This is a genomic window from Pseudomonas sp. PD9R, assembly GCF_019200975.1.
Taxonomy (GTDB): domain Bacteria; phylum Pseudomonadota; class Gammaproteobacteria; order Pseudomonadales; family Pseudomonadaceae; genus Aquipseudomonas.
This window is the reverse complement of record NZ_JAHTMR010000005.1, coordinates 1-12,142: the sequence shown is the minus strand read 5'-3', so window position 1 is coordinate 12,142 and position 12,142 is coordinate 1. Positions and strand designations below refer to the sequence as shown.

12 protein-coding genes are annotated in these 12,142 nt (G+C 59.3%); 3 read left to right on the top strand and 9 right to left on the bottom strand.

Features of this window, described 5'->3' with window-relative positions; all coding sequences use genetic code 11:
- The first annotated feature begins 62 nt into the window (after positions 1–62).
- The gene (locus KUF73_RS11980) at positions 63–449 is read left to right on the top strand and encodes a type II toxin-antitoxin system HicB family antitoxin (RefSeq protein ID WP_218438544.1); all 387 of its coding nucleotides are present in this window, start codon (positions 63–65) and stop codon (positions 447–449) included.
- Between the two features lie 63 nt (positions 450–512).
- On the opposite strand, the gene KUF73_RS11975 is transcribed toward KUF73_RS11980, so the two are convergent.
- Positions 513–1,718 (bottom strand): MFS transporter, encoded by a 1,206-nt coding sequence (locus KUF73_RS11975; protein WP_218438258.1) that lies wholly within the window; start codon positions 1,716–1,718, stop codon positions 513–515.
- A gap of 244 nt (positions 1,719–1,962) precedes the next feature.
- On the opposite strand from KUF73_RS11975, the gene KUF73_RS11970 reads away from it, so the two are divergent.
- Positions 1,963–2,592, top strand: coding sequence for a DUF5666 domain-containing protein (locus KUF73_RS11970; RefSeq protein ID WP_218438257.1), 630 nt, complete (start codon positions 1,963–1,965; stop codon positions 2,590–2,592).
- A gap of 7 nt (positions 2,593–2,599) precedes the next feature.
- On the opposite strand, the gene KUF73_RS11965 is transcribed toward KUF73_RS11970, so the two are convergent.
- Entirely contained in the window at positions 2,600–3,487 is an 888-nt protein-coding gene (locus KUF73_RS11965; protein WP_218438256.1) for a LysR family transcriptional regulator, read from the bottom strand.
- A 252-nt stretch (positions 3,488–3,739) separates the two neighbouring features.
- Here KUF73_RS11965 and KUF73_RS11960 point away from each other — a divergent pair, with 252 nt between their 5' ends.
- Complete coding sequence (locus KUF73_RS11960; RefSeq protein ID WP_218438255.1) at positions 3,740–4,183, top strand: hypothetical protein; 444 nt, start codon at positions 3,740–3,742, stop codon at positions 4,181–4,183.
- A 144-nt stretch (positions 4,184–4,327) separates the two neighbouring features.
- On the opposite strand, the gene KUF73_RS11955 is transcribed toward KUF73_RS11960, so the two are convergent.
- The 7 genes from KUF73_RS11955 to hyi form a co-directional block, all read right to left on the bottom strand.
- A complete protein-coding gene (locus KUF73_RS11955) occupies positions 4,328–5,323 on the bottom strand; it encodes a sulfate ABC transporter substrate-binding protein (RefSeq protein WP_218438254.1) in 996 nt (331 codons plus the stop codon).
- 174 nt (positions 5,324–5,497) lie between these two features.
- The gene (locus tag KUF73_RS11950; RefSeq protein WP_218438253.1) at positions 5,498–6,322 is read right to left on the bottom strand and encodes an ion transporter; all 825 of its coding nucleotides are present in this window, start codon (positions 6,320–6,322) and stop codon (positions 5,498–5,500) included.
- Between the two features lie 21 nt (positions 6,323–6,343).
- A complete protein-coding gene (locus tag KUF73_RS11945; protein ID WP_218438252.1) occupies positions 6,344–7,258 on the bottom strand; it encodes an urea transporter in 915 nt (304 codons plus the stop codon).
- 151 nt (positions 7,259–7,409) lie between these two features.
- On the bottom strand, positions 7,410–8,825 hold the full coding sequence (pyk, locus tag KUF73_RS11940) for a pyruvate kinase (RefSeq protein ID WP_218438251.1): 1,416 nt from the start codon (positions 8,823–8,825) through the stop codon (positions 7,410–7,412).
- The gene (locus tag KUF73_RS11935; RefSeq protein WP_218438250.1) at positions 8,815–10,095 is read right to left on the bottom strand and encodes a glycerate kinase; all 1,281 of its coding nucleotides are present in this window, start codon (positions 10,093–10,095) and stop codon (positions 8,815–8,817) included. Before KUF73_RS11935 ends, pyk begins: the two co-directional genes overlap by 11 nt.
- Positions 10,096–10,243: 148 nt before the next feature.
- Positions 10,244–11,134 (bottom strand): 2-hydroxy-3-oxopropionate reductase, encoded by an 891-nt coding sequence (locus tag KUF73_RS11930; RefSeq protein ID WP_218438249.1) that lies wholly within the window; start codon positions 11,132–11,134, stop codon positions 10,244–10,246.
- Between the two features lie 155 nt (positions 11,135–11,289).
- Positions 11,290–12,072, bottom strand: a complete 783-nt coding sequence (gene hyi / locus KUF73_RS11925) for a hydroxypyruvate isomerase (protein ID WP_218438248.1) — start codon at positions 12,070–12,072, stop codon at positions 11,290–11,292.
- Between the last annotated feature and the right edge of the window lie 70 nt (positions 12,073–12,142).

The window sequence follows — 12,142 nt, the reverse complement described above, 5'->3', positions numbered from 1 at the left end:
GGCAGGCTATTCGAATTAATCGAAAATCGCAATAAACGAAAAATTGACGATTCAAGCCCCAGATCGCGGTACTTGTTATTTACACCGCCATCGGTATTCAGATCCCCGATATTCCTGGTGCTGTAACGGCCGGGGATACTTTTGAAGACGCCTATAACGCGGCAGTCGAGATTGCTCACATCCTGCTTCAGGAAGTTGCAGCGGACGGGGCACCGATTCCGATGCCGACGTCGGCAGCCGAGCATCGTGGCAACCCGGAGTTTGCCGACATGGGATGGGGGATGCTGGAGCTGGATATCTCGCCATACCTGGACAAGACCGAAAAGGTCAACGTGACGCTACCGGGCTATGTGATCCAGCGAATCGACCGTTATGTTCGAGAACACAATGTAAAAAGTCGCTCGTCATTTCTGGCGGATGCGGCGATGGAAAAACTGGTTCGATATTGAGTTGTACCGTGAGCAAGCCACGCTCTTGCAGGAGTGAGGCTTGCCCGCGAAGCTTTCAGCGACTTAAGCCGTTGCCAGGGACGGTTCTTTCGAAACACTCAAAAACCGCAGTAACGCCAACAACGGAAACGCACTGCCGACCACCACGATCCACAACCAGCCGCCGTGTTCATAAACCGGGCTGGCCACCGAAGAACCAAACGCACCACCGATAAAGATGCTGGTCATGTACAGCGCATTCAGGCGACTGCGGCTTTTGGCGTCGAGGGCGTAGACCGCGCGTTGACCAAGGACCATGTTCATCTGCACGCAGAAGTCGAGCAGCACGCCGGTTACGGCAAGGCCGATGACGCTGTAGACCGGATGGATGAAGGCCGGCAAAAAGCTCAGGCTGGCGAACAGCAGGGCCAGCAAGGAAGCAATGCGTGTGTGGCCCGCATCGGCCAGTCGACCGGCGATCGGTGCAGCGATGGCACCGATGGCCCCGACCAGTGCGAAAATCGCGATTTGCGATTGCGACAAGCCATGATTGCGCGCCAGTTCCAGCGGCACCGCAGTCCAGAACAAGCTGAACGTGGCGAACATGCAGCCCTGATAAAACGCGCGCTGACGCAATACCGGTTGTTTGCGCAACAACGTCCACAGCGAGCCCAGCAGTTGACCATACGAAGCACTGTGATCAGGCTGGCGCTTGGGAATGGTCAGGGCCAACACGATGCTGATGGCCGCCATCAATACCGCCGCGATGACAAACATTGCCCGCCAGCCGAAGTGGTCCGCAACGACGCTGGACACCGGCCGCGCCAGCAGAATCCCCAACAACAGACCGCCCATGATCCCGCCGACCACCCGACCGCGAGATTCTTCCGGCGCCAGGTGCGCCGCCAGCGGAATCAGAATTTGTACCGACACCGAACTGAAGCCCACCAGTAGCGAAATCAGCAAAAACACATTCGGCTGATCGGTGAGCGCGGCGCCCAGGAGACTGACAATCGCCACCACGGTGGTGATGATCATCAACCGGCGGTTCTCCAGCAAATCACCCAGCGGCACCAGGAAGAACAGGCCCAGCGCGTAACCGATCTGGGTCAGCGAAACGATCAGGCTGGCCATGGTGTTGGTCAGGCCGATGTCCGGCGCGATCAGGCCAATGATCGGTTGCGCGTAGTAGATGTTGGCCACAATCGCACCGCAGCAGAAGGCGAACAGCAGCACCATGCCTTTGGTCATTGTCGCGGTGCCGTGAGGCACTTGGGTCGCTGGGTTCATAACGTGTCTCGCTGAACAAATGGGAATGCGCGCAGGCTAATGGTCTGGCTGGAACGGCGGAAGTGAGATTGGAGTGATAGCAATCATTCCGTTGCGGAATGAGTGACGTGGTCATGTGCCGCTGGCCCGTGAACCTGGCGTCAAAACTTGAAGGGCTGATGATACATTCACTTACATCTTGTTCGATAGCATGCTTATGTTTGCCTCTCCATCTTCTTAACGTTCATTAACGGAAGCCACTTCCATGAATGCGATGTTTCGTCACCTGATTCGCGGCGTCTCCACGGCCGCCTTGATTGCTTCGTTTACGACAGGTTTGGTTCAGGCAGCAGATGCGCCGGGCACGCGCATCGGCGTGCGTGGCGAGATCACTGAGGTCAATGCGGACGAGCTGAAGGTGCATACCAACGGCGGCGACAACGTGGTTATCAAACTGACCAACGACACCAAGGTCCGCGCCGTCACCTTGGCCAATATCGAAGACATCAAACCCGGGAGCTACATCGGCTCGGCAGCTATTCCTCAAGAGGATGGCAGCCTGAAGGCGCTGGAAGTCCACGTCTTTCCACCGGAGTTGGCTGGCAGCGGCGACGGTCATCGGCCCTTTGATCTGGTCAAGGGCAGCAGCATGACCAACGGCAGTGTTGGCGATCTGGTGGTCAGCAATGGCCGGGTCTTGACCGTCAACTACAAGGGCGGCCAGCAAAAGATTCTGGTGCCGGAAGACGTGCCTATCGTCAACCTGATGCCGGGGGATCGCGGTTTGCTCAAGGCCGGCGTGAAGATCGTGACCTTCGTCACCCAAAGTGCGGACGGCACGCTGACGGCGCAATCGATCTCAGCGGGCAAGGATGGCGTCACACCGCCGATGTGACAGGCGTTCAGGGTTCCTTGTCGAACAACCCTTGAACATACGTCACAAACGCCCGTGCCTTGGCACTGGCCATCCGGCCTGTGGGAAACACCGCCCACAGGCCCTGGTTCGGCAAGGTCCAATCGCCCATCACTTCCCTGACGGCACCGCTGGCCAGTTCAGGTGCAAACATCCACTGCGATGCAATGCTCAGGCCCTGATGAGCCAGAACCGCTTCGCGCAGCGCTTCGGCAGCATTGACGCGAATGCGGCCACTGAGGGTGACCGACTGTTCTTCGCCGGCGTTGCTGAGTTGCCAATGGGCGCCGCCGCTCAAGCTGTAGACGATTGCCTGGTGGTGCGTCAGATCTGCGGGGCAAGTGGGTTCGCCGTGTTTTTCGAAGTACGCAGGCGTGCCCAGCACCTTGCGTCGACATTCGGCGATCTTGCGCGCAGTCAGGCCGGAATCGCTCAAGATGCCCAAGCGCAGCGCGACGTCAACGCCTTCCTCCACCAGGTTGACGTTGCGATCATCGAGCATCAGGTCAATGTTCAGCTCCGGGTTCTGTTCAAGAAACGGCCCCAGGTGCGGAACGATGTGCAGTCGACCGAAGGTCACGGCGGCGCAAATGCGCAGGTTGCCGGTCAGGCCGCTGGCGGCACCACGGGCGGCATTGTCGGCTTCATCCGCTTCTTCGAGGGTGCGCTTGGCTCGCTCGAAATAGGCCAGTCCGGCTTCGGTGGGGGTGAGGCCGCGGGTCGAGCGCAACAACAGGCGCACCGCGAGCCGGGCTTCGAGTTGAGCGATGGTTTTCGACACGGCGGGCTGGCCGACATTCAGGCGCCGGGCCGCAGCGGAAAACGAACCGGTTTCCACGACATAGACGAAGGTTTCCATTGCGGCGAGGCGGTCCATTCCAAATCCTTGTATTGCTTTGATTACTGTTGGAAATCCCTGTGGGAGCGAGCTTGCTCGCGATGGAGGCCTGACATTCAACATTGATGTTGCCTGTCATTGCCTCATCGCGAGCAAGCTCGCTCCCACAGGGATTGGTGTCAAGGCTGCGTTTGCTGACCGACCATCCGAAGAAATACCCACATTCCCCTGACAACTAGAATCTACAAGGGGGATCACTTCAACGCGTCCTTACAAAGCGGGAGTATCACGATGAAAATCGTATCTTCGCTAGCGTTGGTGGTAGCGGTCGGGTGCATCTCCGGGTGTTCGACAGTGCCTGATAATCAGGTCACCCACGTTCCCTTGAACGCTACTTCCATCAATGCCGGGAATATCGCCCGGCCAATCATGATGCCCGATGGTCATGCAACAGTGTTCTGGTTTGCGGTCAGCGGCGAGAGCATGGGCAGCGCATTGCCGGGTCGTTTGATGGCCTACATCTATCCGGGCAGCTGCGCGAACCTGGGTTCGAAGCCGGCCTATGACATGAACGACGGCCCGAATGCACGGTTTTACTCGCAAGCATCGCACCAGTACTTCTGGAAAAGCGCACCCGTGGCCGTCGAGACGCTTCGAGCGGGCGGCTATGCGCTGGTCGTGCGTGAAAGCCCGGCGGATGGTCACCAGGCTATCTTCTGCGGGAACCTGAGCTAAAACCCTGTATGAGCGGCCGCAGGCTGCGATCCTTTGACTTTGATCTTAAAAACAACATCAAAAGATCGCAGCCTTCGGCAGCTCCTACATAGCCCACAAAAAAGGCGACCTTCGCAGGTCGCCTTTTCATTTGAAGCTCAAATCTTACTGGGCGTAGATCTGGTCGAAAATCCCGCCATCATTGAAGTGGGTTTTCTGCACGGTGCGCCAGTCGCCGAAGGTTTTCTCGACCGACAGGAAGTCGACTTTCGGGAAGCGATCGGTGTACTTGGCCAGCACGGCCGGGTCACGTGGACGCAGGTAGTTGGCGGCAGCAATTTCCTGGCCTTCCGGTGACCAAAGGTACTTCAAGTACTCCTCGGCGGCGGCGCGGGTGCCTTTCTTGTCGACGGTTTTGTCGACGACCGATACAGGCGGCTCAGCTTCGGCGGAGACACTTGGGTAGATCACTTCGAACTGGTCACGGCCGAACTCGCGGGCGATCATTTCCGCTTCGTTTTCGAAGGTCACCAACACGTCGCCGATCTGGTTGGTCATGAAAGTGGTGGTGGCAGCACGGCCACCGGTATCGAGCACGGGCGCTTGCTTGAACAGCTTGCCGACGAACGCTTTGGCTTTGTTCTCGTCGCCGCCGTTTTTCAGTACATAGCCCCAGGCCGACAGGTAGGTGTAGCGGCCGTTGCCCGAGGTTTTCGGGTTAGGCACGATCACTTGCACGCCGTCCTTGAGCAAGTCCGGCCAGTCTTTCAGGGCTTTCGGGTTGCCTTTGCGAACGATGAATACGGTGGCCGAAGTGAACGGCGCGCTGTTGTTCGGCAGGCGCGTGACCCAGTTGTCCGGGACCAGTTTGCCGTTGTCCGCCAGGGCGTTGATGTCGGTGGCCATGTTCATGGTGATCACGTCAGCCGGCAGGCCATCGATGACGGAGCGCGCCTGTTTGCTGGAGCCGCCGAAGGACATTTGCAGGGTGATGTTTTCGTTGTGCTCGGCTTGCCAGTGTTTCTGGAACGCAGTGTTGTAGTCCTTGTAGAAATCGCGCATCACGTCGTAGGAAACGTTGAGCAGGGTCGGTGCGGCCTGAGCCATGCTGGTCAGTGCCAGGCCAGCGGCCAGAAGTGAGGCGCCAAAGAGTTTTTTCACTGCGAAGTCCTTTTAATGTAGGAGCTGCCGCAGGCTGCGATCTTTTGATCTGGATTGTTAACAGCAAGATCAAAAGATCGCAGCCTGCGGCAGCTCCTACAGGGGTTATTTGTTAGTTAGCCAGCGACTATAGCCGGGGTTGCATAGTCCTTTAAAGATTAAAAAGTACTTTGCTTATTCCAGTTTCTTGAACAGCGCATTGCCGCATCGGGAGCAGAATGCAGCGCCATGTTCGTGGCTGTTTTTCCGGCACACCGGGCAGTCATGTTGCAGCTGTTCGCCGCGCATGGCGTTGGCCAGTTCGGCGGTGAAAATACCGGTCGGCACGGCGATGATCGAGTAACCGGTAATCATCACCAGCGACGAAATCACCTGACCCAGCGGCGTCTTTGGCACGATGTCACCGAAGCCTACGGTGGTCAGGGTCACGATAGCCCAGTAGATGCCTTTCGGAATGCTGGTAAAGCCATGTTCCGGACCTTCGATTACATACATCAGCGTGCCGAACACCGTCACCAGGGTACAGACGCTGACCAGGAACACGACGATCTTTTGCTTGCTGCCACGCAGCGCCGACATCAGGTAATTGGCTTGTTTCAGGTAAGGGCTGAGCTTGAGCACGCGGAAAATCCGCAGCATCCGGATGATCCGGATAATCAGCAGGTACTGCGCATCGGCGTAATACAGCGCGAGGATGCCGGGCACTATAGCCAGTAAATCCACCAGCCCGTAAAAACTGACGGCGTAGCGTAGTGGCTTGGGCGAACAGTACAGGCGCAGGCCGTATTCGATGGCGAAGATGAGCGTGAAACCCCACTCGATGTACGCCAGCACATTGGCATAGTTCTGGTGAACGGCATCGATGCTATCGAGCATCACAATCACGATGCTGGCAAGGATGATCAACAGCAAGATGCCGTCGAAACGACGTCCGGCCTTGGTGTCGCTCTGGAAAACCATGACGTAAAGGTCTTCACGCCAGTTTTTGCTGCTGTCCATGGAAAACGCCTGAACCAATGATCAGCGCAGCCTAGGTTGATTCTCCCCAGGAGCGCAAGGCGCATGGGCGCCTGTGGTTTTGAAGATCACTTGAACAGCCGTGTGGATCAGCCAACAGGCGAGGATGAACGGCGCGGTCAGAGTTGGCAGGCCCATAGCGGCAAACATCGGCGTGAGCAACAGCGCCAATGCAATTCCTGCCAGGGGCCGCCACGGTTGTTGGCGCTGTGAGCTGAAGGCAAGGGCCGCGAGCACGGCGTTGTAACCACCGAGGCCGAGCAGTGCGGTGTAGAAGTCGTGGTTGAGCAGACTCCAGCCCATGCCCGCGACAGACGCCAACAACGCCCAGCAAAATGCGCGGCGATCAGCGATCAGCAAGCCTGCGGCAATCATCGCACCGGCCAGCGGATGACCGAGGAACATCACCTGACCAATCCCTTTGAGTGGTGCGACGAGCATGTTCAGCGTATTGATTTCGATCAAATGCGCCTTTGTCGAAGGCGTGGCGAAGCACAGCAATAACCAGCTCAGCACCACGAATGGCGCAGTGTAGGCAGGCAGGTATTGGCTGACGCGGACGCGTCTGAGCCACTGTTGAGTGATCATCGCGCTCAGACCGCCAGCGGCCAGAATCAGCGGTGGCAGCATCGCCGACCAAGGGAAGTAAAGGCTCAGCAGTAGACCCAGCAAAACTCCGTTGTAGCTGAACAGCCCGGCCTGACGATCGGCCTTGGCATAGCCGCGACGTTGTGCGGTGAGCAATCCGGCGACGCCACCGAGCAATGCACCGCCGAGCAGGGCGGGTGCGGTGAATAAAATGGCGGACAGGCACAGCAAGCCGCACAGCGGATTGCGCTGGAGGAAAATCTGACTGAAGCCGTTGAGCATGGCTTCAGCCCAATCGGGGCAGTGGGTGTTGAAATGATTGGCAGGCATGGCAGTTCTGAAAGTCAGTGGGACCGAGTCACCTGCATCGCCAGCAGGCTGGCTCCCACACTGAATCTCTGTTCAGTCTTGATTCCGTGAACGACACAAAACCAATGTGGGAGCCAGCCAGCCTGCTGGCGAAGAGGCCGGTATGTGCGCTCTAGATCAACGTCTCGATACGCAAAGAGTTAGTCGACCCCGGTTGCCCAAACGGCACACCCGCCGTGATCAACAACGTATCGCCGCGCTGCGCCATGCCCTGGGCCTGGGCAATTTCCAGCGCCGTCGAACACACTTCATCAACCTGACGCAGCCGATCATTGACCACCGAATGCACGCCCCACGCCACGGTCAGGCGGCGGGCGGTTTGCAGGTTCGGCGTCAGGTTGAGGATCGGCACTGTTGGTCGCTCCCGCGCCGCACGCAGACTCGACGTACCTGATTCGCTGTAGTTCACCAGCACGGCCACCGGCAGCACGTTGCTGATGCGACGGATCGCGCAGCTGATCGCATCGGACACGGTCGCTTCGGCTTTCGGTCGGCTGACGTCGAGTTGAGTCTGGTAATCCGGGCCGTTTTCCACCTGACGGATGATCTTGCTCATCATCTGCACGGCTTCCAGCGGGTATTCACCGGACGCGGTTTCAGCCGACAGCATCACCGCGTCCGCACCTTCGGCAACGGCGTTGGCGACGTCAGTGACTTCGGCGCGGGTCGGGGCCGGTGAGAACCGCATCGACTCCAGCATCTGCGTCGCCACCACCACCGGCTTACCGAGTTGGCGGCAGGTGCTGATGATGTTTTTCTGAATCTGCGGCACGCTCTCGGCCGGTACTTCTACGCCGAGATCGCCACGGGCGACCATGATCGCGTCACTCAATTCGGCGATTTCCCGCAGTTGAGTGACCGCTGATGGCTTCTCGATTTTCGCCATCAGAAAGGCTTTGTCGCCAATCAGTGCGCGAGCTTCGCGGATGTCATCCGGACGCTGCACAAACGACAGCGCCACCCAGTCCACACCCAGCTCCAGACCGAAGCTCAGGTCGCGGCGATCCTTGGCCGTCAGCGGGCTCAGGTCGAGTACCGCTTGTGGCACGTTCACGCCTTTTCGGTCCGACAGTTCGCCGCCGTTGAGCACGGTGGTGTCGATGGCGTCGGCGTATTTGGTCACCACCCGCAGGCGCAGCTTGCCGTCGTCCAGCAGCAGGTCCATGCCTGGCTCCAGCGCGGCGATGATTTCCGGGTGGGGCAGGTTGACCCGGCGTTCATCGCCTGGCGTGGCGTCGAGGTCCAGGCGCAGGGCTTGCCCACGCACCAGTTGCACCTTGCCTTCGGCGAACTTGCCGACCCGCAGTTTCGGACCTTGCAGGTCCATCAGAATACCCAGCGGATAATTCAGCTGACGCTCGACTTCACGGATCCACTGATAGCGCTGGGCGTGGTCGGCGTGATCGCCGTGACTGAAGTTGAGGCGGAAGATATTGACCCCGGCCTGCACCAGCTCACGGATGTCGTCGATCCCGTCAGTGGCCGGGCCGAGGGTGGCGAGGATTTTGACCTTTTTATCAGGCGTCATGTTTAGGGCTCTCGAGAATCAGAATGGCGCGGAAGTCGTTGACGTTGGTGCGGGTCGGCTCGGTGACGATCAGTGCGTCCAGTGCCTCGAAATAGCCGTAGCCATTGTTGTTGTCCAGTTCGTCACTCGCGCTTAAACCGAGGGCGGCGGCGCGGGCGTAGCTGTCCGGGGTCATGATCGCGCCGGCGTTGTCTTCGGAACCGTCGATGCCATCGGTATCACCGGCCAGCGCGTAGATACCGGGCAGGCCTTTGAGGCTGTCGGTCAGGCTTAGCAGGAACTCGGCGTTGCGTCCGCCGCGACCATTGCCGCGTACGGTCACGGTGGTTTCACCGCCGGAGAGAATCACGCAGGGCAACGGTAGCGGTTGCCCGTGCAGCACGACCTGACGAGCGATGCCGGCGTGAACCTTGGCCACCTCGCGGGACTCGCCCTCCAGGTCACCGAGGATCAGCGGGCTGAAACCGGCCTGACGGCATTTCACCGCGGCCGCTTCAAGCGATTGCTGCGGGCGGGCAATCAGCTGGAAATGACTGCGGGCCAGGCTTGGATCGCCAGGTTTGACCGTCTCCGATTCCGGGCTTTGCAGCCAGGTGCGCACGGAGGCCGGCACCTCGATGTTGTAGCGCTTGAGGATCGCCAGCGCTTCGGCCGAGGTGCTCGGGTCGGCCACGGTGGGGCCGGAAGCGATCACCGTGGCAAGGTCGCCCGGCACATCTGAAATCGCGTAGGTATAAACAGTGGCGGGCCAGCAGGCTTTGCCGAGACGGCCGCCCTTGATCGCCGAGAGGTGCTTGCGCACGCAGTTCATCTCGCCGATGGTGGCGCCGGATTTGAGCAGCGCTTTGTTGATCGACTGCTTGTCGGCCAGGGTGATGCCGGCAGCGGGCAGGGCGAGCAACGCCGAACCACCGCCCGAGAGCAGGAAGATCACGCGGTCGCTTTCGTTGAGGTCGCTGACCAGCTCCAGCACGCGTTTGGCCACGGCCAGACCGGCCGCATCGGGCACCGGGTGCGCGGCTTCGACCACTTCGATTTTTTCGCACGGAGCGCCGTGACCGTAGCGGGTCACCACCAGACCAGACACTTCACCCTGCCAGCAACGCTCGACGACTTGCGCCATGGCGGCTGCGGCTTTGCCGGCACCAATGACGATCACCCGACCGCTGCGGTCTTTGGGCAAATGGGCTTCGAGGACTTGCTGCGGATGGGCCGCGTCGATGGCTGTAGCGAACAGCTCGCGCAGGAATTGTTGCGGATCGACCGACATGGCGGGCTCCCGGAATTCTTGTTATTGGAGGGCAATTCTGATCTCTGTAGGAGTGAGCCTGCTCGCGATTCAGGCACCGCGGTGTATCAGGTTCACCGCGGTGATTTCATCGCGAGCAGGCTCGCTCCTACAGGTTTTGTGGCGAATGTTATTTATCGCGAATCGAGAAGTTCGCCATGTGTTCCAGGCCCTTGATCAGCGCCGAGTGGTCCCAGTTGCTGCCACCGATGGCCGCGCAGGTGCTGAACACTTGCTGGGTGTTGGCGGTGTTCGGCAGGTTGATGTTCAGCTCCTTGGCGCCTTGCAGGGCCAGGTTCAGGTCCTTCTGGTGCAGGCTGATACGGAAGCCCGGATCGAAGGTGCCTTTGATCATGCGCTCGCCGTGCACTTCGAGGATTTTCGACGACGCGAAACCGCCCATCAGCGCTTCACGGACCTTGGCTGGATCGGCACCGTTTTTCGAAGCGAACAACAGGGCTTCGGCCACGGCCTGGATATTCAGGGCCACGATGATCTGGTTCGCCACTTTCGCGGTTTGACCGTCGCCATTGCCACCCACCAGGGTGATGTTCTTGCCCATGGCCTGGAACAGCGGCAGGGCACGTTCGAAGGCATCGGCATCGCCGCCGACCATGATGCTCAGGGTCGCTGCCTTGGCGCCGACTTCACCACCGGAAACCGGTGCGTCGAGGTATTGCGCGCCTTTTTCATTGATTTTGGCGGCGAAGGCCTTGGTGGCGGTTGGCGAGATCGAGCTCATGTCGATCACCACTTTGCCTTTGCCAACACCGGCGGCAACACCGTCGGCGCGGAACAGTACGTCATCGACCTGCGGGGTATCCGGAACCATGACGATGATGAATTCGGCTTCTTGCGCGACTTCTTTCGGGCTCGCCAGGGCAATGGCACCAGCGGCGACCAGATCGGCAGGCGCGGCGTCGTGGTGCGCCGACAGGAACAGGCTGTGACCGGCTTTCTGCAGGTTCGCCGCCATTGGGTGGCCCATGATGCCGGTGCCGATAAATCCGATTTTAGCCATGAGAAAATCCTCTTGTATTTGTACGACTCATGTAGGAGCTGCCGCAAGCTGCGATCTTTTGACCTTGAAAAAAGCCGAAGATCAAAAGATCGCAGCCTGCGGCAGCTCCTACATTGATGATCGTGTTCGATCAGAGCAGTGATGACCGTGTTCGTTTAGATCGCGTTATGGGTTTTCAACCAGCCCAGGCCCGCTTCCGTGGTGGTCAGCGGCTTGTATTCGCAACCGACCCAACCCTGATAACCGATGCGGTCCAGGTGTTCGAACAGGAAGCGGTAGTTGATTTCACCGGTGCCTGGTTCGTTGCGCCCTGGGTTGTCGGCCAACTGGATATGGTTGATCTCGCCCAGGTGCGCGGTCATGGTGCGGGCCAGGTCGCCCTCCATGATTTGCATGTGATAGATGTCGTATTGCAGGAACAGGTTGGCGCTGCCGACCTGTTCGCGAATCGACAGGGCTTGCGCCGTGTTGTTCAGGTAGAAACCCGGGATGTCGCGGGTGTTGATCGCTTCCATCACCAGTTTGATGCCCGCCGCTTGCAGCTTGTCGGCCGCGTACTTGAGGTTGGCAACGAAGGTTTTTTCCACGGTGGCATCGTCAACGCCTTGTGGGCGGATGCCAGCCAGGCAGTTGACCTGGGTGTTGCCCAGCACTTGCGCGTAAGCGATCGCCAGATCGACCCCGGCGCGGAACTCTTCAACCCGGTCCGGCAGGCACGCGATACCGCGCTCGCCCTTGGCCCAGTCACCGGCCGGCAGGTTGAACAGCACTTGGGTCAGACCGTTGGCATCGAGCTTGGCCTTGATTTCGGCCGAGCTGAAGTCGTACGGGAACAGGTATTCGACACCACTGAAGCCGGCCTTGGCGGCCGCTTCGAAACGGGCGAGAAAGTCCTGTTCGGTGAACAGCATGGACAGGTTGGCTGCGAAACGCGGCATGGTGGTCTCCCGTTGCAAATTTAAATGATGGCCCTTTGTAGGAGCTGCCGGAGGCTGCGATCTTTTGATC